The 20259-nt window shown below is 40.4% G+C and carries 32 protein-coding genes; 1 reads left to right on the forward strand and 31 read right to left on the reverse strand.

Annotated elements, in window-relative coordinates; translation table 11 throughout:
* Positions 1 to 109 precede the first annotated feature (109 nt).
* The 3 genes from NMM25_RS04905 to leuS form a co-directional block, all read right to left on the reverse strand.
* Positions 110 to 1342, reverse strand: coding sequence for an acyl-CoA thioester hydrolase/BAAT C-terminal domain-containing protein (locus NMM25_RS04905; protein ID WP_254736147.1), 1233 nt, complete (start codon positions 1340 to 1342; stop codon positions 110 to 112).
* A gap of 55 nt (positions 1343 to 1397) precedes the next feature.
* On the reverse strand, positions 1398 to 1853 hold the full coding sequence (locus NMM25_RS04910; RefSeq protein ID WP_254736148.1) for a MarR family winged helix-turn-helix transcriptional regulator: 456 nt from the start codon (positions 1851 to 1853) through the stop codon (positions 1398 to 1400).
* Positions 1854 to 2028: 175 nt separating this feature from the next.
* On the reverse strand, positions 2029 to 4530 hold the full coding sequence (leuS, locus tag NMM25_RS04915; RefSeq protein WP_254736149.1) for a leucine--tRNA ligase: 2502 nt from the start codon (positions 4528 to 4530) through the stop codon (positions 2029 to 2031).
* Between the two features lie 168 nt (positions 4531 to 4698).
* Between leuS and NMM25_RS04920 the strand changes: the two genes are divergently transcribed.
* On the forward strand, positions 4699 to 5262 hold the full coding sequence (locus tag NMM25_RS04920) for an isoprenylcysteine carboxylmethyltransferase family protein (RefSeq protein WP_000365731.1): 564 nt from the start codon (positions 4699 to 4701) through the stop codon (positions 5260 to 5262).
* A 291-nt stretch (positions 5263 to 5553) separates the two neighbouring features.
* On the opposite strand, the gene NMM25_RS04925 is transcribed toward NMM25_RS04920, so the two are convergent.
* The 28 genes from NMM25_RS04925 to rpsS form a co-directional block, all read right to left on the reverse strand.
* Complete coding sequence (locus NMM25_RS04925) at positions 5554 to 6246, reverse strand: histidine phosphatase family protein (RefSeq protein ID WP_254736150.1); 693 nt, start codon at positions 6244 to 6246, stop codon at positions 5554 to 5556.
* Between the two features lie 236 nt (positions 6247 to 6482).
* Entirely contained in the window at positions 6483 to 7820 is a 1338-nt protein-coding gene (locus tag NMM25_RS04930; protein ID WP_254736151.1) for a PFL family protein, read from the reverse strand.
* Between the two features lie 9 nt (positions 7821 to 7829).
* On the reverse strand, positions 7830 to 8096 hold the full coding sequence (locus tag NMM25_RS04935) for an ACT domain-containing protein (protein WP_009729700.1): 267 nt from the start codon (positions 8094 to 8096) through the stop codon (positions 7830 to 7832).
* A gap of 263 nt (positions 8097 to 8359) precedes the next feature.
* Positions 8360 to 8746, reverse strand: a complete 387-nt coding sequence (rplQ, locus tag NMM25_RS04940) for a 50S ribosomal protein L17 (protein ID WP_000331493.1) — start codon at positions 8744 to 8746, stop codon at positions 8360 to 8362.
* Positions 8747 to 8757: 11 nt separating this feature from the next.
* Positions 8758 to 9693: a DNA-directed RNA polymerase subunit alpha gene (locus tag NMM25_RS04945; RefSeq protein WP_061421459.1), complete on the reverse strand. Its 936-nt coding sequence runs from the start codon at positions 9691 to 9693 to the stop codon at positions 8758 to 8760.
* 42 nt (positions 9694 to 9735) lie between these two features.
* Positions 9736 to 10119, reverse strand: a complete 384-nt coding sequence (gene rpsK / locus NMM25_RS04950; RefSeq protein ID WP_001118385.1) for a 30S ribosomal protein S11 — start codon at positions 10117 to 10119, stop codon at positions 9736 to 9738.
* A 17-nt stretch (positions 10120 to 10136) separates the two neighbouring features.
* Positions 10137 to 10502 (reverse strand): 30S ribosomal protein S13, encoded by a 366-nt coding sequence (gene rpsM / locus NMM25_RS04955; RefSeq protein ID WP_000090781.1) that lies wholly within the window; start codon positions 10500 to 10502, stop codon positions 10137 to 10139.
* Positions 10503 to 10519: 17 nt separating this feature from the next.
* A complete protein-coding gene (rpmJ, locus tag NMM25_RS04960; protein ID WP_001808836.1) occupies positions 10520 to 10636 on the reverse strand; it encodes a 50S ribosomal protein L36 in 117 nt (38 codons plus the stop codon).
* A gap of 24 nt (positions 10637 to 10660) precedes the next feature.
* Positions 10661 to 10879 (reverse strand): translation initiation factor IF-1, encoded by a 219-nt coding sequence (gene infA / locus NMM25_RS04965; protein WP_001029883.1) that lies wholly within the window; start codon positions 10877 to 10879, stop codon positions 10661 to 10663.
* A gap of 116 nt (positions 10880 to 10995) precedes the next feature.
* A complete protein-coding gene (locus NMM25_RS04970; protein ID WP_001050433.1) occupies positions 10996 to 11634 on the reverse strand; it encodes an adenylate kinase in 639 nt (212 codons plus the stop codon).
* Positions 11635 to 11779: 145 nt separating this feature from the next.
* Positions 11780 to 13090 (reverse strand): preprotein translocase subunit SecY, encoded by a 1311-nt coding sequence (secY, locus tag NMM25_RS04975; RefSeq protein WP_000465385.1) that lies wholly within the window; start codon positions 13088 to 13090, stop codon positions 11780 to 11782.
* 12 nt (positions 13091 to 13102) lie between these two features.
* Positions 13103 to 13543, reverse strand: a complete 441-nt coding sequence (gene rplO / locus NMM25_RS04980) for a 50S ribosomal protein L15 (protein ID WP_000766089.1) — start codon at positions 13541 to 13543, stop codon at positions 13103 to 13105.
* A 143-nt stretch (positions 13544 to 13686) separates the two neighbouring features.
* The gene (gene rpmD, locus NMM25_RS04985; protein WP_000057241.1) at positions 13687 to 13869 is read right to left on the reverse strand and encodes a 50S ribosomal protein L30; all 183 of its coding nucleotides are present in this window, start codon (positions 13867 to 13869) and stop codon (positions 13687 to 13689) included.
* A gap of 13 nt (positions 13870 to 13882) precedes the next feature.
* Positions 13883 to 14377 (reverse strand): 30S ribosomal protein S5, encoded by a 495-nt coding sequence (gene rpsE / locus NMM25_RS04990; RefSeq protein ID WP_000874204.1) that lies wholly within the window; start codon positions 14375 to 14377, stop codon positions 13883 to 13885.
* Positions 14378 to 14394: 17 nt separating this feature from the next.
* Positions 14395 to 14751: a 50S ribosomal protein L18 gene (gene rplR / locus NMM25_RS04995; protein WP_000624044.1), complete on the reverse strand. Its 357-nt coding sequence runs from the start codon at positions 14749 to 14751 to the stop codon at positions 14395 to 14397.
* An 83-nt stretch (positions 14752 to 14834) separates the two neighbouring features.
* Entirely contained in the window at positions 14835 to 15371 is a 537-nt protein-coding gene (gene rplF, locus NMM25_RS05000) for a 50S ribosomal protein L6 (RefSeq protein ID WP_254736152.1), read from the reverse strand.
* Positions 15372 to 15433: 62 nt separating this feature from the next.
* On the reverse strand, positions 15434 to 15613 hold the full coding sequence (locus tag NMM25_RS05005) for a hypothetical protein (protein WP_049553384.1): 180 nt from the start codon (positions 15611 to 15613) through the stop codon (positions 15434 to 15436).
* Between the two features lie 166 nt (positions 15614 to 15779).
* On the reverse strand, positions 15780 to 16178 hold the full coding sequence (gene rpsH / locus NMM25_RS05010) for a 30S ribosomal protein S8 (protein WP_000245504.1): 399 nt from the start codon (positions 16176 to 16178) through the stop codon (positions 15780 to 15782).
* 284 nt (positions 16179 to 16462) lie between these two features.
* Complete coding sequence (locus NMM25_RS05015; RefSeq protein ID WP_001085697.1) at positions 16463 to 16648, reverse strand: type Z 30S ribosomal protein S14; 186 nt, start codon at positions 16646 to 16648, stop codon at positions 16463 to 16465.
* Positions 16649 to 16665: 17 nt separating this feature from the next.
* Positions 16666 to 17208, reverse strand: coding sequence for a 50S ribosomal protein L5 (gene rplE, locus NMM25_RS05020; protein WP_000013542.1), 543 nt, complete (start codon positions 17206 to 17208; stop codon positions 16666 to 16668).
* 23 nt (positions 17209 to 17231) lie between these two features.
* On the reverse strand, positions 17232 to 17537 hold the full coding sequence (gene rplX, locus NMM25_RS05025) for a 50S ribosomal protein L24 (protein ID WP_000497691.1): 306 nt from the start codon (positions 17535 to 17537) through the stop codon (positions 17232 to 17234).
* A 77-nt stretch (positions 17538 to 17614) separates the two neighbouring features.
* The gene (rplN, locus tag NMM25_RS05030; RefSeq protein ID WP_000616545.1) at positions 17615 to 17983 is read right to left on the reverse strand and encodes a 50S ribosomal protein L14; all 369 of its coding nucleotides are present in this window, start codon (positions 17981 to 17983) and stop codon (positions 17615 to 17617) included.
* Between the two features lie 25 nt (positions 17984 to 18008).
* Complete coding sequence (rpsQ, locus tag NMM25_RS05035; protein WP_000440801.1) at positions 18009 to 18269, reverse strand: 30S ribosomal protein S17; 261 nt, start codon at positions 18267 to 18269, stop codon at positions 18009 to 18011.
* 24 nt (positions 18270 to 18293) lie between these two features.
* On the reverse strand, positions 18294 to 18500 hold the full coding sequence (rpmC, locus tag NMM25_RS05040; RefSeq protein WP_000772918.1) for a 50S ribosomal protein L29: 207 nt from the start codon (positions 18498 to 18500) through the stop codon (positions 18294 to 18296).
* 9 nt (positions 18501 to 18509) lie between these two features.
* Positions 18510 to 18923, reverse strand: a complete 414-nt coding sequence (gene rplP, locus NMM25_RS05045) for a 50S ribosomal protein L16 (protein WP_000960946.1) — start codon at positions 18921 to 18923, stop codon at positions 18510 to 18512.
* 3 nt (positions 18924 to 18926) lie between these two features.
* Complete coding sequence (gene rpsC / locus NMM25_RS05050) at positions 18927 to 19580, reverse strand: 30S ribosomal protein S3 (protein WP_000529936.1); 654 nt, start codon at positions 19578 to 19580, stop codon at positions 18927 to 18929.
* 12 nt (positions 19581 to 19592) lie between these two features.
* Entirely contained in the window at positions 19593 to 19937 is a 345-nt protein-coding gene (rplV, locus tag NMM25_RS05055) for a 50S ribosomal protein L22 (RefSeq protein WP_000818137.1), read from the reverse strand.
* Positions 19938 to 19948: 11 nt separating this feature from the next.
* Entirely contained in the window at positions 19949 to 20230 is a 282-nt protein-coding gene (gene rpsS / locus NMM25_RS05060; protein ID WP_000533766.1) for a 30S ribosomal protein S19, read from the reverse strand.
* Between the last annotated feature and the right edge of the window lie 29 nt (positions 20231 to 20259).

A 20259-nucleotide genomic window follows, 5' to 3' on the forward strand; every position in this document is an offset into this window, starting at 1 on the left:
ATGGACAACCAAGGAGGAAGGTTACTGATAGGCTTGCCTACGTCTGGACTACCAACCAGAACTGTGTTTTTATCTTAGTTGGGACTATTATAGCACGGTTCAGCACTATCTACAAATTTTTCAAATGTGTATCAAAAAAATTTATCGTAGCAAACCAAGAGTCTACACTTTCTTTCATTAATAAGTGCCAATCTTTTCGATAACGATGATTCGGTTGATAAGCAACCGTCAACATATGCCCTGTTTCATGGTATTTTTTAAACAAAATGGATTTCCCTTTATAATGTGAAATAATATCATCTATCGCGGATGACGCATTCCATATTTCATCAACATCGCTTCCTAGTAATAATAAAGGAGAGGCAATTTTACTCACATCAATCTGAGCCCTACTATCTTCCGAAATATGTTTTCCAAAAAACTTGTTTAACAAATAATTTCCTAGTTGAAATTTTTGATACGGAAGTTCTTTTTGCAAATATGTCCAAGAAGATGAATGAGAGTTGAGTTTTCCCTTTATTCCCTCAAATATTACATTTGAGGGGGAATTGAGTACCAAACATTGCACATCATCCAAAATACTTTGTCCAGCCAGAACAAGCTCTGCTCCTTTAGAACGACCATATATTCCTATTTTTGTATTATCAACTTGAGGATGATGATATAGAAAATCTTTCGCTTCCTCCAGACATTCTATCGGAATTCGTTCTAAGTTTTGGGGTAATCCCTCTAAACCAAAATAAGCTATCGCAAGACAAATATAGCCTCTAGAAGATAAAAGTTGGGCAATGTTCTGAGCTTTTTCAATTCTTCCCTCACTACCACTAACAATAATCACGGCTGGCGCCTTTCTTAACTTTTCATCATAAAATAATCGACCTTGAAAATGCTTATCATAAATATCTTGATACCTTATTCCCAGATTCATATAACGCCTTACAAAACTTTGCTCCGCGACCACATCTTTCCCCAGCCTGATTTTAATTTCAACACCGAAACAATCTCGCAATGGAATTCTATCAAGAGAACTGGGTAATCTCCTTTTCCTATTTTTCAACGGTTTCGCATTAAAGAACAAGCCCATTTCTGAAACCCCTTTATAAGATCCTGAAATAGCTGCTGTCTGAGAGGTATCAATCATACCGCCCTGATCAGATAAAAAAATTGCGGTTGATTTCCACACGACATCATGATCTAAAAGTAAGGGAGCATTTATACAGTAATAATCAGACAGGTACATTTCTACACAATACCTTGTCCTTGGTTCTAAACCATTGATAGTAATATAAAAAGATTCATCTGCTAAGTCAGTTTGTGAAATCAGCTCAATATTTACAGTCATATCTTCTCCTTTTGTTAATACACTTAACAACTAAGTTTAAAATTTACCGTGACTTTCACCACGGTAATTCTCCCCATACATTTTCAATATCATCCATCAATTTCACAACTGTTTGAAGCTCCTCCTCGCTATAGTTGTTTAAAACTGAAAAGACCGATTCTTCAATATATGCTTGTTGCTCCTTATGGATTTTAAAAACTTCGATGCCTTTTTCAGATAATCTCAAATATTTATTTTTCCCATTATTCGGAGTAAAATCAAAAACAACTAAATTTTTTTGAATTAATCTCTTGACACTTTGAGTTATTGCACTTCTCGAAACTTTTAATAATTCAGATAATTTCACTAGATTTAAGGGCTGATTTTTCCCAATCACAACAATCAAATGTACCTCATTCAACGTAATGGATTTGTCAATACTAATTTTATGTTGATTTTTTTTTAGCTGTTCAAATGCTAAAATAAATCTATTGAAACGATTATTAAATGTAATAAATTCTTTTTTATCCATAATCTCTCTTTTCTTTGTTAATTATATTAACAAAATAGAAACTTCTTGTCAAATAAAAATCCTCCAGATTCTACTCTGAAGGATTCCTATCTTATTTCACAACGATATTAACCAATTTAGTTGGCTCAAACAGTTTGGGGAACTGTTTGAGGTTGCAGATGAGCAAATAAATTGGTTATTTCACCACAATATTCACAAGCTTGTTAGGGACACTAATCACCTTCACGATTTCCTTGCCGTCAATTTCTGCTTTAACTTTTTCATCCGCTAGAGCGATTTCTTGCAATTCTTCGCGTGATAGGTCTTTAGCAACCATGAGTTTAGCACGGACTTTACCTTTGATTTGGACGACGATTTCAATTTCGTCTTCAACCAATTTGCTTTCGTCCCATGTTGGCCAAGCTACATAAGAGATGGATTCACCTGTTTCTGCAACAGTTTGCCAGAGTTCTTCTGCCAAGTGAGGTGCAAATGGAGCAATCAATTGGATAAAGCCTTTGGCGTAGTCTACATAGAGTTTGTCTTCCTTATTAGCAGCGTTGACAAAGACCATAAGTTGGGCAATGCCCGTGTTGAATTTCATGGATTCGATTTGCTCAGTGACAGATTTAACAGTTTCATTGTAGACCTTGTCAAGAGCACCATTGTTTTCCGCAGCGATTTCTTTACTTGTAATCAAACGGTAAACACGGTCTAGGAATTTACGACTTCCTTCAAGACCTTCTTCTGACCAAGCGATGGAAGCGTCAAGTGGTCCCATAAACATTTCATAGACACGAAGGGTGTCAGCACCGTATTGTTCCACCACGTCGTCTGGATTGACAACGTTCTTGAGGGATTTAGACATCTTGGCTGGTGCTTGCTCCAACTCTTCCCCTGTTTCCACATGGAAGAAGGAACCGTCACGTTTTTCAACCTTGTCAGTTGCCACAAGAGCCCCACGGTAGTCACGATAGCTTGTCCCCAAAATCATCCCTTGGTTAAAGAGTTTTTGGAATGGTTCTTTGGTTGGAACAACACCAAGGTCATAGAGGAATTTGTGCCAGAAACGAGCGTAAAGCAAGTGAAGAACGGCGTGTTCTGCACCACCCACGTAGATATCCACTGGCAACCATTGTTTGAGGAGATCCTCATCAGCCAATTTCTCAGTGTTATGAGGGTCAATATAGCGGAGGTAGTACCAACTTGAACCAGCCCACTGTGGCATGGTATTGGTTTCACGACGACCTTTAACACCATCTTCACGAGTCACTTCAAGCCAGTCTGTCAAGTTAGCTAGTGGACTTTCACCAGTACCTGAAGGACGGATGTCCTTAGTTACAGGCAAGACAAGTGGCAATTCATTTTCAGGAACAGCCGTTGAAGTCCCATCTTCCCAATGAATGATTGGAATTGGCTCACCCCAGTAACGTTGACGGCTAAAGAGCCAGTCACGGAGACGGTAGGTGACTTTTTCTTGACCGTAGCCTTTTTCTTCCAACCAAGCCACAATCTTAGCAATAGCGTCTTCTTTGTTAAGGCCATCTAGGAAGTCTGAATTGACATGAAGACCATCTTCAGTATAGGCAGCTTCTGCTACATTTCCACCTTCAAGCACTTCTACGATTGGAAGGTCAAATTGTTTGGCAAATTCCCAGTCACGTTGGTCATGGGCAGGCACAGCCATGACAGCACCTGTTCCATAACTAGCAAGAACATAGTCGGCAATCCAGATTGGAATTTCCTTGCCATTGACAGGATTAATGGCATAAGCACCAGTCCATACACCTGTTTTTTCCTTAGCAAGGTCGGTACGAGCCAAGTCAGACTTGAGACTAGCTTGGTGTTTGTAGGCCGCAACTGCATCAGCTTGCTCTGGGCTTGTGATGGCATCTACTAGTTCATGCTCAGGAGCCAAAACAGTGAAAGTCGCACCGAAAAGCGTGTCCGGACGAGTAGTAAAGACGGTAAATTCCTTGTCAGTCCCTTTCACTTTGAAAGTTACATTGGCACCAGTGGATTTACCAATCCAGTTGCGTTGCATGTCCTTGATAGACTCTGGCCAGTCAAGTTCATCTAAATCGTTAAGCAGACGTTCTGCATAAGCAGTGATTTTGAGCATCCATTGGCGCATTGGTTTGCGGACAACTGGATAGCCTCCACGCTCAGAAGTTCCGTCAGGAAGAACCTCTTCGTTGGCAATGGCCGTTCCCAATTCTTCCACCCAGTTTACTGGTACTTCGGCTTCATAGGCCAAGCCTTTTTCGTAAAGCTTGGTGAAAATCCACTGAGTCCACTTGTAGTAGTTTGGATCTGTTGTGTTAACTTCACGGTCCCAGTCGTAAGAGAATCCAAGCGCATTGATTTGGCGTTTGAAGTTGGCAATATTTTCTGCTGTAAATTCTGCTGGGTCATTCCCCGTATCCATAGCGTACTGCTCAGCTGGCAAACCAAAGGCATCCCACCCCATTGGGTGAAGGACATTGTAACCTTGGGCACGTTTGTAACGGCTAAGGATATCAGTCGCTGTGTAGCCTTCTGGGTGTCCTACGTGCAGACCTGCTCCAGACGGGTAAGGGAACATGTCAAGCGCATAAAACTTCGGTTTTGAGGCATCTGTTCCTGTCTTAAATGTATGATGTTCTGCCCAGTAGCCCTGCCACTTAGGCTCAATTTCCTTATGATTGTAAAAACTCATGGTCTCTCTCCAATTTTATGATGTTACTATTATACCATTTTCAAGAGATTTTTACAGATGAAATCATGAAGTTTCCATTGATACCTATTACAAAACATACTCTAACTATTTCCTTTTAATTGACCACCAAAATTGAAAGTTGTATAATGCTAGCTGGAGGAAATAATCATGGATTTACAAACTATTTTTGCATATGGGTTCATTCTCATTTTCATCATCACAGAAACGTGGATTAAAAGGAAAACAAAATCAAACAATGAAAATAACTCTGAAGACAAAGGAAGTCGTTACATCATTATTGGTAGTGTTGTTTGTTGTCTTCTATTAATGAATGAACAACTTCTACCTTCTATAGCTCAATTGCCACATTTTTTGATCTATATTGGAATTCTCCTTTCTCTAGCCGGCTTTGTATTACGTATCTATGCAGTTAATTATCTTGGGAAGAATTTTACACTTGCGGTTCAAACAACAGATAGTCAGCAGTTGGTAGAAGCAGGGCCCTATTCTATAGTAAGAAATCCTGCCTATACTGGTAGCATCGTATCCATACTTGGCTTGTCAATTGTTTCATTAAATCCTCTCACAATTATTATTTGTCTCATTCTATTGGTAGTTGGTTACAGTATTCGATTAAAAGTAGAAGAAAAAGCCTTATACAATCATTTTGGAAAAGCATATGAAACATACTGTCAAAAGGTTCGCTATCGAATTTTCCCTTATATTTGGTAATTTCATTCAAATATAACATATCTTTCAACTAGATTTGACTGATTGCTAAACATGATAAATATTTTTTTAATGAAGGATTGAGTTTTGCGTTATGCAAGATTCAATCTTTTTAGTTTGATTTCACTCTGTTTATATCGGATGCCACTATGTTGGACTTTAGGGTATTGTTTCTCCAAAATAATTCTAGCCTTCCTTTCATAACATCTCCCAAAAATTTTTACTTTTTCGGAACTACTGATTTAAATCATATCCTTTAACTCAAAATTAGCTCCTAATCGGAGCTAACTTCTATCAATTTTTTATTTCTCCCATCTTCTCACGTCCGAGCTCTCGATAGCTACGGTCACCAACAACTTCTACGCTAAACTGACCGTCCTCATATTCAAGAATCGTCACGCTACCATTATCTAGACCATGCGGATGCATACCATTGATTAGGTAAACAATGGTCCCAATCGTCATTCCATGACTCACGACGAGAGCATTGCCCCCACCTTGTTCTTCCATTTCTTTGGCAATCGCTTCAAAGCCTTCCTTGATTCGACCACTGAGTTTTTCCCAACCTTCAGCCCAGCCTGCTGTATCGACCTCAACTAGACCTTCTGCTAGCTCTGCATAGGACAACTGATGAACATGGTCTACATTGAAAATTCTCGGAATCAAGCCCATAAAGAGGTCCCCATCATAGGCCCCATCAAAACTACCAAAACACCACTCACGGATTCGCTTGTCCATGCGGTAAGGGATTTTCCCCTGTAGGCCAAGTTCTTCTAGGATAATTCCCATGGTTTGAATAGTGCGACCTGAATCACTGGAATAAGCGCGGTCAAACTGCAAACCCGACTCTCTCAAGCCAATTCCCAGTTCATGGATTCCCAACTCACCTTCTGCGGTTAGAGGCGTATCACTCCATCCTTGAGCACGTCCAATCGTGTTAAACATCGTTTTCCCATGACGGACCAAGTACAATCTTACTTTAGACATTTTCTATCCTCCATTTTCTTCTATTATATCATGGATCAAAGAAATATTCGGCTTTCAAAAGCAAAGCCAACATTTGTAAATTACCCAAAAGAAAAGCTACCCTCATGGTAGCTTCCCTAGGAGATTATTATGAAAAAGTTTAGGATTTCTATTAAATAAAGTTAGGAGGTCTTTATTTAATGATTATAGTATACACAGTCATCCTTAAACTCAACTTAAATCCTCTCGCTTTTTTATTAATTTTTAAAACTATGGATTGGAGCTGGGATTTGCCCACCGCGAGAGATGAAATCAACAGACGAAGCCCCGTTAACCTTCATAACTGGAGCTGTTCCTAGCAAGCCACCAAACTCAATCATATCACCTTCTTTGCCCTTTGGAATAATACGAACAGCCGTTGTTTTCATGTTAATAACACCGATTGCCGCCTCATCCGCAATCATAGCCGCAATGGTTTCAGCAGGCGTATCTTCCGGAATGGCAATCATATCCAGTCCAACTGAACAGATAGCAGTCATGGCTTCTAGTTTCTCTAAATTTAGAGAGCCATCTTGCACCGCAGCAATCATCCCCTCATCTTCAGAAACGGGGATAAAAGCCCCTGACAAGCCACCGACTTGGTTACAAGCCATCACTCCGCCCTTCTTAACTTGGTCATTCAAAAGAGCGAGGGCAGCCGTCGTCCCATGCGTACCAACTGTTTCTAGACCCATTTCCTCCAGGACACGAGCCACAGAATCACCAACCGCAGGAGTTGGCGCCAAGCTTAGGTCGACAATTCCAAAGTCAACACCCAGTCTCTCGCTGGCCATCTGACCAACTAATTGACCGATACGAGTAATCTTAAAGGCCGTTTTCTTGACCGTCTCGGCTACTACATCAAAGCTCTGTCCACGAACCTTTTCCAAGGCACGCTTGACCACACCAGGACCCGAAACCCCGACATTAATGATAACATCTGCTTCGCCAACACCATGGAAAGCCCCTGCCATAAAAGGATTGTCCTCAACAGCATTAGCAAATACGACCAACTTGGCCGCACCCATATCTGATAGCGCAGCTGTTTCCTTAATGATACGGCCCATATCAGCGACCGCAGTCATGTTGATACCTGACTTAGTTGAGCCAATGTTGACAGACGAACAGACCTTGTCTGTCTCAGCTAGAGCACGGGGGATAGAATTGATGAGAATTTCATCTCCTTTTTGGTAGCCTTTTTGTACCAAAGCTGAGAAGCCACCAATAAAATCAACACCAATCTCCTTAGCCGCCTTGTCGAGAGCCTTTGCCAAAATAACATAGTCTATCGCATCAGTCGCAGCACCAATTAAAGAAATCGGAGTCACCGATACCCGTTTATTAACAATAGGAATCCCAAGTTCTGCAGCAATTTCATCTCCCACAGCCACTAGATTTGCAGCTTTAGTGGTGATTTTTTGGTAAATCTTTTCAGCAGCACGATTGATATCTGGATCAATACAGTCCAAAAGGGAAATCCCCATGGTGATGGTTCTGATATCGAAGTTCTGCTCTTCGATCATGGCAATGGTTTCCGTAACTTGTCTAATATCCATGATAACCTCCTAGATATTGTACATAGCATCAAAAATCGCTGCACTTTGAATATTGATTTTAACATTCAAGGTTTGCCCAAAGTTTTCAAACTCATTTCGTAAAGTGGTGAAATCCTGCTTTTCGTCACTAGAAACGACTGCCATCATGGTAAAGTATTCATCCAACACCGTCTGAGAAATATCGTCAATATTCAAACCCAACTCTGCAATCTTAGTAGACACGCCTGCAACGATCCCAGCCTTGTCCTTACCAACTACTGTAATAATAGCCTTCATTCTTATACCCCATTTCTACGATTTTTAGAAAACCTGAACGTTTTTGATTTTCTTTTTTCCTAGTATAGCATATTTCCATAGAAAATACTAAAAAACGCCTGCTTACGAAGTTGTTCTTAAGAAAAAAACAATTTCGTAAACAAGCGTCTACCCTATCAAATGATGATGAGTGTTCCCGCTAGGACCGAAGTCCCAGCGGTAGACCAGAGCTAGACTAAGAGCACAAGACTCCATCATCATAACACTCAACAAAATTGATGATTTTATACTAATTCGATGATCGCCATTGGCGCAGCATCACCACGACGTGGTTCAGTTTTAAGGATACGAGTGTATCCACCGTTACGTTCAGCATAACGAGGTGCGATTTCTGAGAACAATTTTTGAAGTGCTGTAGTTGAAGTGTACTTATCAGTTGCTTCATCATAGTTTTCAGATGCGATTTCATTACGTACGAAAGCAGCTGCTTGACGACGTGCATGCAAATCACCACGTTTACCTAGAGTAATCATTTTTTCAACAGTTTTACGGATTTCTTTAGCACGAGCTTCAGTTGTCACGATTGATTCGTTGATCAAAAGGTCAGTTGTCAAATCGCGAAGCATTGCTTTACGTTGTGAGCTAGTGCGTCCTAGTTTACGGTAAGCCATGTATTCCTCCTTTATTTATCTTTTAATCCAAGACCCAAATCAATGAGTTTGAGTTTCACTTCTTCCAAACTCTTGCGTCCAAGATTTCGTACTTTCATCATCTCTGCTTCAGATTTTTCTGTCAAATCATGCACAGTGTTGATACCGGCACGTTTCAAACAGTTGTATGAACGCACAGACAAGTCCAGTTCCTCAATCGTACGATCCAAAATACGATCGTCAGATTCAGTATCAGCTTCTTTCATCACTTCAGTTGACTTAGCAATCTCAGTAAGATTTGTAAACAAATCAAGATGTTCTGTCAAGATACGTGCTGAAAGCCCTAAAGCATCTTCTGGAATAATTGTTCCATTAGTCAAGATTTCAAGGGTTAATTTGTCAAATCCATCATTGCTACCTACACGAGCAGGCTCTACTTGATAGTTGACTTTTGTAACTGGTGTATAAATAGAATCTACAGCAAGTGTTCCAACTGGTGCATTATCTTTTTTGTTTTCATCAGCAGGTACATATCCACGACCACTGTTAACAGTCATTGTCGCTTTTAGAGAAGAGCCTTCACCGATTGTAAAGAGATAATGATCTGGATTTACAATTTCAATATCACTGTCAGTCAAAATGTCTCCAGCTGTAATTTCAGCGGGACCTTCAACATTCAGTTCAATGATTTTTTCGTCTTCAACGTATGATTTCACTGCAATCCCTTTAATGTTCAGAATGATTTGCATCACGTCTTCACGAACACCTGGAACTGTGTCGAACTCATGCAAGACACCTTCAATGTTGATAGATGTCACTGCTGCTCCTGGTAGAGAAGCTAGTAGTACACGACGAAGAGAGTTACCAAGAGTTGTACCGTAACCACGTTCAAGTGGTTCGATTACAAACTTGCCATAATCTTTATTTTCATCAATTTTTGTTATATTTGGTTTTTCAAACTCAATCATTTAGTTACTCCCTCTTAAACGAAAAGCAGTGTAATGCGATGATTATACACGGCGACGTTTTGGAGGACGAGCACCATTGTGTGGCACTGGAGTCACATCACGAATTGCTGTTACTTCAAGACCAGCGGCAGCAAGCGCACGAATAGCTGACTCACGACCAGAACCTGGACCTTTTACAGTAACTTCAACTGATTTAAGACCGTGTTCTTGTGCAGATTTAGCAGCAGCTTCAGAAGCCATTTGAGCAGCGAATGGTGTAGATTTACGAGAACCTTTGAAACCAAGAGCACCAGCTGATGACCAAGCAATTGCATTACCATGCACATCAGTAATCATAACAATAGTGTTATTAAATGTAGCGTGAATATGAGCAATACCAGATTCGATATTCTTTTTCACACGACGTTTACGTGTTGGTTTAGCCAAGACTTTTACCTCCTATATTATTTTTTCTTACCAGCAATCGCAACAGCTTTACCTTTACGAGTGCGAGCGTTGTTTTTAGTGTTTTGTCCACGGACAGGAAGTCCACGACGGTGACGAATACCACGGTAAGAACCGATTTCCATCAAACGTTTAATGTTCAAGTTTACTTCACGACGAAGGTCACCTTCAACTTTGATTGCATCCACTTCACGACGGATAGCATCTTCTTGATCTGATGTAAGGTCACGTACACGAACATCTTCTGAGATTCCAGCAGCAGCCAAAATTTTCTTAGATGTTGCAAGTCCGATACCATAAACGTAAGTCAATGAGATTACTACGCGTTTGTCATTTGGAATGTCAACTCCAGCAATACGAGCCATGTTTTCTCCTTTCTATCTTATCCTTGACGTTGTTTGTGTTTTGGATTTGCTGGGCAAATTACCATAACACGACCATTACGACGAATTACTTTACAGTATTCGCAAATTGGTTTGACCGATGGTCTTACTTTCATTTCTTATCCCTCCAAGTTTTTCGATTATTTAAAGCGGTAAGTGATACGTCCACGTGTCAAGTCATATGGACTCATCTCGACAGTAACACGATCTCCCGCTAAAATACGAATATAGTTTTTACGAATTTTACCAGAAACTGTTGCTAAAATCTGATGTCCATTTTCAAGTTCAACCGTAAACATTGCGTTAGGCATTGTATCGACTACTTTGCCTTCAACTTCAATCACATCGTCTTTTGCCACGCAAAAGCACCTCCATAAATTTCGATTCGATGCCTCTGAAAACAGAGACAACAATTATAAGTCAGACTATCTCAGTATAACATTTGTAGCGATTTTTTGCAAGTGTGAAAAACGCTTTATTTCAAATTTGTCAATACTTTTTCGATGTCTTTGAACACATCATTGATATCTTGATTTCCTTCGATATCGTGGACCAAACCTTTGGCACGGTAGTGAGCAATGATTGGTTCACCTTGTGCAATATTCACATCCAAACGACGCTTCACTGTCTCCGGTTTGTCATCTTCACGTTGGTAATAATCTTCTTCCTTATAGTCAACTGGTGGGTTGAAAACTTTGTGGAAGGTTTCACCTGTTTCGCGATGGATGATACGGCCACTCAAACGTTCCAAGAGACAATCTGGGTTCACTTCGATATTGATCACACCTTCTAGTTCGATACCGAGTTCCGCCAATGTTTTATCCAAGGCATGGGCTTGTTCAATAGTACGTGGGTAACCATCCAACAAGAAACCTGTTTCCTTGATGTCGTCCTGTGAAAGGCGTTCTTTAACGATTCCATTTGTAACTTCATCTGGAACCAACTCACCTTTGTCGATGTATGACTTTGCAAGTACACCCATTTCAGTTTGATTTGCCATAGCAGCACGGAACATATCTCCAGTTGAAATGTGTGCCACGTGGAATTGCTCCACAATTTTAGCTGCTTGCGTTCCCTTACCTGCTCCAGGTAAGCCCATAATCAAAAGATTCATGATAGGATCTCCTTATTTTGTATTTAAATAGAAGCAGAAATCTCTTTCAACCCCTATTTAAAAACAAAATAGAAGAGGGGAGACGAAAATCTCTCTGATAGATAGATCTTCATACTCCACTCTCTAAGCAAAAGTAATTTTGCTTTTATTCTGTTTTATCCATGAAACCAACATACTTACGTTTCAATAGGTAACCTTCTAGCTGTTTGATTCCTTCGATACCAGTTGAGATAATGATCAAAAGACTAGTTCCCCCAAAAGCAACAGCTTCTGAAAGACCAAAGACATCTTTTGCCACAATCGGCAAGATTGAAATCACACCAAGGAAGATTGACCCGACAGTCGCAAGGCGACGAAGAAGTTTCGACATGAATTCTTCAGTTCCCTTACCAGGACGGACACCATGAATGTAGGCTCCACTCTTTTGCAAGTTTTCTGCTGCTTTCTCTGGATTAATCTGTACAAATGTATAGAAGAACGTAAAGAGAATGATTAGCAAGGCATACATAGCAACACCTGTTGGAGATGTTGTAGATAACATTTCCTGTGCTGTACGTACCCAAGCCCAATCATGACCTGTAGCACTCAAAAATTGAAGAATGGCTGCAGGTGCTGCTGTAATGGAACTTGCAAAGATAACTGGGATAACCCCCGCTGGGTTCACCTTCAATGGAAGGTATGAGCTTGATGGGGCTCCTTGAGCAACTTTTGTATATTGGATTGGAATTTTATATTCTGCCTGTTGAACAAAGGTTGTAAAGTAAACAATCAACAAGACAGCGATAATCAAAATAACGACAAAGATAATAGATGAAGTCAAACGGCTACTTGGAATATTGACGAAGTAGTCAACATAGATGCCTTTAATCATCTCAGGAATTGAAGCAACAATACCTGCAAAGATGATCATAGAAACACCGTTACCGTATCCCTTATCTGTAATTTGTTCCCCGAGCCAAGTTACAATCATACTACCTGCTGTGAGGATAATACCAATAGTAACAAAGACTTGTGGAGTTAAAGCTGTCGTTAATAATTTCGCTCCAGATAGAGTATTAAACCCTGCTGTGATCCCGATAGATTGAACGAATGCAAGCACAAGTGCAATATATCGAGTAGCTTGGTTTAGTTTTCTCCGTCCTACTTCCCCTTGTTTGCCCCATTCTACAAACTTCGGTAAAATATCCATTTGTAGCAATTGAACAACGATAGAAGCAGTGATATACGGACTTACTCCGAGTGCAAAAACGGAGAAGTTCTTCATGGCATTCCCTGAAACAAGACTAAGCATGTTCAAGAAAGATAAACCGCTGAGAGCTTCTAAACTTTTCGCATTCACACCTGGAACAGTAATACTTGTCCCAATACGGAAAACAAGAATGATAAAAATTGTAAAGAGAATTTTTGATCGAACTTGTTTAACCTTGAGCGCTTCTTTTAGTAATTTAAAAAACATGGGTCACCTCTCTTAGATGACTTCTACAGAACCACCTTTAGCAGTGATAGCTTCCTCAGCTGATTTAGAGAATTTAGCTGCTTTCACAGTCAATTTCTTAGTCAACTCACCGTTACCAAGAATTTTAACTCCTGATTTTTCAGCTTTCACAATTCCTGCTTCGATAAGTACAACTGGAGTTACTTCTGCACCGTCTTCAAAGACGTTCAATTGGTCAAGGTTTACAATTGCGTATTCTTTAGCGTTGATGTTAGTGAATCCACGTTTTGGAAGACGACGGAACAATGGAGTTTGTCCACCTTCAAAACCAAGGCGAACTCCGCCACCGCTACGAGCTTTTTGACCTTTTTGACCGCGACCAGATGTTTTACCGTTACCTGATGAAGTACCACGACCAACACGGTTACGTACTTTACGAGAACCTTCTGCAGGTTTCAATTCATGAAGTTTCATTATTATTTTCTCCTCTTTTGTAAAATGCTAGCGCCGATAAGAGAGAAAAGGTTGTCTCCCTTATCAACTCGCCTATACATGGTCATCTTAGATGACTATACCTAGTTTTAGGGGATGAGTATTGCCACATCCCCTAAAAATCATTAGTTTACTTCTTCAACTGTTACCAAGTGAGATACTGCAGTGATCATACCACGGATAGCAGCATTGTCTTCTTTGATAACAGAGCTGTTCAATTTGCCAAGTCCAAGTGCTACAACAGTTTTACGTTGTGATGGAATGCGTCCGATTGGAGACTTAGTCAAAGTAATTTTAATTTGAGCCATTTTATCCCCTTTCTTATGCCAAATCAGAAACTGAAATACCACGAAGGGCAGCAACTTCTTCAGCGCGTTTCAATTGTTTCAAACCTTCAACAGTTGCGCGAACAATGTTGATTGGAGTGTTAGAACCAAGTGATTTAGATGTAATATCTGCCACACCTGCCAATTCCACAACGGCACGAACCGCACCACCAGCGGCAACTCCAGAACCTTCTACAGCAGGTTTCAACAATACTTTAGCTCCACCGAATTCTGAAAGAACTTCGTGTGGGATTGTTGTTCCAACCATAGGAACTTCAATCAAGTTTTTCTTAGCATCTTCTACTGCTTTGCGGATTGCTTCTGGAACTTCTTGAGCCTTACCAGTACCAAATCCTACACGACCGTTGTGGTCACCGACAACAACAAGAGCTGCGAAACGAAGACGACGTCCACCTTTAACAACTTTTGTAACACGGTTGACAGCAACTACGCGTTCTTCTAATTCAACTGCATTGTCTTTAAATGCCATTTTCTAGTGTCCTCCTATTAGAATTTCAATCCGTTTTCACGAGCTGCATCAGCCAAAGCTTTCACACGTCCGTGATATAGATATCCACCGCGGTCGAACACCACTTCTGAAATACCTTTAGCGTTTGCACGTTCTGCAACGAGTTTACCGACAGCAACGGCTTGTTCAGTTTTAGTTCCTTTTGAAACTTCTTTGTCAAGAGTTGAAGCACTTGCGAGCGTTACACCCGCTACGTCATCAATCACTTGAGCGTAGATGCCTGTATTAGAACGGAATACGTTCAAACGTGGGCGATCAGCAGTTCCAGAGAGTTTTCCGCGAACGCGACGGTGGCGTTTTTGACGGAGTTTGTTTTTATCTGGTTTAGAAATCACAGTTTTCACCTCTTTAGTTTTAAATCGCGTGCTATGCACAAAGTTGGAAAATAGGTTGGTGGTTGAAAATCAACCACTCAACATTATTTACCTGTTTTACCTTCTTTAAGACGAACGTACTCTCCAACGTAACGAATACCTTTACCTTTGTAAGGTTCTGGTGAACGAAGGCTACGTACGTAAGCAGCTGTTTGCCCAACCACTTCTTTTGAAATTCCGCTAACAACGATTGTTGTTGGGCTTGGAAGTTCAAAAGTAATCCCTTCTGGAGCTTCAACTTCATCTGGATGAGATTTACCAACAGCCAAAACAAGTTTCGATCCTTGAAGTTGTGCACGGTAACCAACCCCACGCATTTCAAGTTCTTTCTTGAATCCTTCTGATACACCAATTACCATGTTATTCAAAAGGGCACGAGTAGTTCCGTGGATAGTTTTCATTTCTTTTGAATCGTTTGGACGGTGAAGAGTTACTTCAGTACCTTCCACGCGAATTTCAATATCTTTTGAGAACTCACGAGTAAGTTCTCCTTTAGGTCCTTTTACAGTTACAACGTTGTCATTGTTAGTGATTTCAACACCAGCAGGCAACACGATAACTTTATTACCAATACGTGACATGTTTTTATTCTCCTGTTAAATTGTCAGGCCAGAACGGCCAGTTTTCACGGGGGGCATTCGGATTAGAGCAAACCTAGTTTCTTTCGAAAAGCTTTGACAAACCCCTGATATTCTGTCAATACATCAATAGCCGCAGGACTATAACCAATTTCACATAAAAGAGATACAAGGTCATCTTTTGACAATTCAGCCAAAGCGTCTTCTGCAACAATAAGTTTTTCATTCAATTCAGTAGCTTTCATCTTTTTCTCCTAAACTAATTTACTCTCTATTTAGCTGATCAGTAAATCAGCTAAATTGAACACGAGCTATGGTCTGTGTGAAAAAGACAAATCTTCCTAGAGTGTTAACACTCTTTGTCAGATTTCCTATTTTCACATTGCCCATGACGCTTTTTGTATCTTGATTTTACCAAACGTAAGCGATAACTTCTCCACCAACGTTCTTTTGGCGAGCTTCTTTATCAGTAAGCAAACCTTCAGAAGTTGAAAGGATAGCAATTCCAAGTCCGTTAAGAACTTTTGGAAGATCTTCACGTTTTTTGTAGACACGAAGTCCTGGTTTAGAAACACGTTTCAAGTTAGTGATAACTTTTTCACCGTTTGGTCCGTATTTAAGGAATACACGGATGATGCCTTGTTTGTCATCTTCGATGATTTCTACGTTCTTAACAAAACCTTCGCGTTTAAGGATTTCAGCAATCCCTTTTTTGATGTTTGATGCAGGTACTTCAAGTACTTCGTGTTTCGCTTGATTAGCGTTACGAATACGAGTTAGAAAGTCTGCGATTGGGTCAGTCATAACCATTTTATTATTCTCCTCTTACTAGTAGTTTGCAAGTTGCACTTGCTAGTTAATACATGATACAAAGAGCGTCACAGCAAGAGCAAAAATAGGCAATTTGATGCAGGAGCGATGCTCCAAAGCAAATTGGTCTTTTTTGCCAAAGCTGTAGCTCGTGTTCAAATTGGCAAGCCCAACTGAACCCGGGCTAAACTCTGTGTGAAAAAGATAAACTTTCCTAGAAACTTCAGTTTCTTCGTCAAGTTTCCTATTTTCACTTGGAGTTTTGACGCCCTTGATATCTTAAATTACCAAGATGCTTTTGTTACACCAGGAATTTGTCCTTTGTAAGCTAATTCACGGAAGCAAACACGGCAAAGTTTAAATTTGCGGTAAACTGAATGTGGACGACCACATTTTTCACAACGAGTATAAGCTTGAGTAGAGAACTTCGCTGGACGTTTGTTCTTAGCAATCATTGATTTTTTAGCCATTAGATTTACCTCCTATATTATTTTGCAAAAGGCATTCCAAGGCCTGTAAGCAATGCACGTGACTCTTCGTCAGTGTTAGCAGTTGTTACGATAACGATGTCAAGACCACGAGTTTTGTCAACGTCATCAAAGTTGATTTCTGGGAAGATCAATTGTTCTTTCACACCAAGAGTGTAGTTTCCGCGTCCGTCAAACGATTTTGTTGGAACACCGTGGAAGTCACGTACACGTGGAAGTGAAACTGAAACCAATTTGTCCAAGAATTCGTACATACGTTCACCACGAAGGGTAACTTTTGCACCGATCGCTACACCTTCACGAAGACGGAAGCCGGCGATTGATTTTTTAGCTTTAGTGATAAGTGGTTTTTGACCTGAGATAAGTGCCAATTCTTCAGCAGCTTTTTCAAGACTTTTAGCGTTTGATACAGCTTCACCAACACCCATGTTCAAAACGATCTTATCTACTTTAGGCACAGCCATCACTGATGAGTAGTTGAATTGTTCTGTCAAAGCAGGAACTACTTCATTAAGATATTTTTCTTTTAAACGATTTGCCATTATACTTCTCCTTTCCTTCGTGATTAATCAAGCACTTCGCCTGATTTTTTGTTGTAGCGAACTTTTTTACCGTCTACAAATTTGTAACCAACACGACCAGCTACACCATTTTTGTCCAAAACTTGAACGTTTGATACGTGGATAGCTGCTTCTTTTTCGATGATACCACCTTGAGGAAGCTCGTTAGTTGGACGTTGGTGTTTCTTAACAATGTTAACACCTTCAACGATAACTTTGTTTACTTTTGGAAGGGCAGTAAGGACAACAGCTTCTGTTCCCTTATCTTTACCAGCGATTACGCGAACTTTGTCGCCTTTTTTTACAAACATTAGGTTTCTCCTTGATTTTTCTTACGCCCATAAGGGCACCCTGGAGTAAATCCAGGGGACTAGTTTGTTTTTAAAAATTAAAGTACTTCTGGAGCAAGTGACACGATCTTCATGAAGCCACCTTCACGCAATTCACGTGCAACTGGACCAAAGATACGTGTTCCGCGAGGAGTTTTGTCTTCACGGATGATAACTGCTGCGTTTTCGTCAAATTTGATGTATGAACCATCAGCACGACGAGCACCTGATTTAGTACGAACGATAACAGCTTTTACAACGTCACCTTTTTTAACCGCACCACCAGGAGTAGCTTGTTTTACAGATGCCACGATAACATCACCGATGTTTGCAAATTTACGTCCTGAACCACCAAGAACTTTGATAGTCAAGATTTCGCGAGCACCGCTGTTGTCTGCGACTTTCAAACGAGTTTCTGTTTGAATCATTTCAGTTTTCTCCTTTCAGGTTTGATTAGATGATGACCGCTTCTTCAACAACTTCTACAAGACGGAAACGTTTTGTAGCTGAAAGCGGACGAGTTTCCATGATACGTACGATATCGCCTTCTTTGGCAACATTGTTTTCATCATGTGCTTTGTATTTCTTAGAGTAGTTAATACGTTTACCATAGACTGGGTGGTTACGTTTTGTTTCAACTACAACTGTGATTGTCTTGTCCATTTTGTCAGATACAACACGTCCAACAAGAACTTTACGATTATTGCGTTCCATTGAAATTTCTCCTTCCCTAGTCTATTATTTCGCTTCAGATTGAACTGTTTTGATACGAGCGATTTGTTTTTTAACTTCTTTCAAGCGAGCTGTTTGTTCCAATTGACCAGTAGCAGCTTGGAAACGAAGTTCAAACAATTCTTTTTTCAATTCGTTTTCGCGCTTCGCGAGTTCTTCTTGAGAAAGACCACGAAGTTCTTTAACAAATTCTTTTACTTCATTAAGTTTCATGCCTTCTCCTTATTCTGCTTCACGTTTTACGAATTTACATTTAACTGGCAATTTGTGGCTTGCAAGACGAAGCGCTTCGCGAGCAATCTCTTCAGATACACCAGCGATTTCAAACATCACTTTACCACGTTTAACTGGTGCTACCCAACCTTCAGGTGCCCCTTTACCAGATCCCATACGCACACCGATAGCTTTAGCAGTGTATGATTTGTGTGGGAAGATTTTAATCCAAACTTTACCACCACGTTTCATGTAACGAGTCATGGCGATACGAGCAGCTTCGATTTGGCGGTTAGTGATCCAGTGGCTAGTTGTAGCTTGAAGACCGTATTCACCGAATGCGACTTCTTTTCCACCTTTTGCTTCACCGCGCATTTTTCCACGGAATTCACGACGGTGTTTAACACGTTTAGGTACTAACATTGGTTATTTACCTCCTTTAGTGTTTTTACGAGCTGGAAGAACTTCACCACGGTAGATCCATACTTTAACACCAAGTTTACCGTATGTAGTATCTGCTTCTTCCCAAGCGTAATCGATATCTGCACGAAGTGTGTGAAGTGGAACAGTTCCTTCAGAGTATCCTTCAGCACGGGCGATATCTGCACCGTTCAAACGACCTGATACTTGAGTTTTAATTCCTTTAGCTCCAGCACGCATTGCACGTTGAATTGCTTGTTTTTGTGCACGACGGAAAGCGACACGTTGCTCCAATTGACGAGCGATTCCTTCACCTACAAGGTGAGCATCCAAATCAGGTTGTTTGATTTCGATGATGTTGATGTGTACTTGTTTTCCAGTCAATTTGTTAAGTTTTGCACGGAGTGCATCAACGTTAGCACCACCTTTACCGATAACCATACCTGGTTTAGCAGTGTGAAGTGAAACGTTAACTTTGTTTACTGCGCGTTCAATTTCGATAGTTGAAACTGCTGCGTCAGCAAGTTCTTTTTGAACGAATTTACGGATTGCAAGATCTTCATGAAGGTAATCCGCGTATTCTTTTTCAGCATACCATTTGGCATCCCAATCACGGATGATGCCGACACGCATACCAATTGGATGTACTTTTTGACCCACGATGTTACCTCCTTATTTTTCTGCAACAGCCACAGTGATGTGAGCTGTACGTTTGTTGATTGGTGAAGCTGAACCTTTCGCACGTGGACGGAAACGTTTCATAGTTGGTCCTTCGTTCGCGAATGCTTCAGATACTACCAAGTTAGCTTTATCCAAACCAAAGTTGTTTTCAGCGTTAGCTACAGCTGAATTCAAAACTTTCAAGATGATTTCAGCAGCTTTGTTTGGTGTGAATGTCAAGATTGCAATAGCATCGGCTACGCTTTTACCACGGATGTTGTCAAGAACAAGACGTGATTTACGAGGTGAAACACGTACTGTACGAGCCATTGCTTTAGCTGAAGTAATTTCTGCCATTTATGTTCTCCTTATTTTCTACGTGTTTTCTTGTCGTCTGCAGCGTGACCTTTGTAAGTACGAGTTGGTGCAAATTCACCAAGTTTGTGACCTACCATGTCTTCTTGAATGTAAACAGGTACGTGTTTACGTCCGTCATAAACTGCAATAGTATAACCAATGAAACTTGGGAAGATCGTTGAACGACGTGACCAAGTTTTGATAACTTTTTTCTTTTCGTCGTTAGCTTGAGCTTCAACTTTTTTCATCAAATGCTCATCGACGAAAGGTCCTTTTTTAAGACTGCGTCCCATTTTATCTTTTCTCCTTTAAATGTTGTACC

This window comes from Streptococcus sp. CF10-1, assembly GCF_024295825.1.
Lineage (GTDB): Bacteria > Bacillota > Bacilli > Lactobacillales > Streptococcaceae > Streptococcus.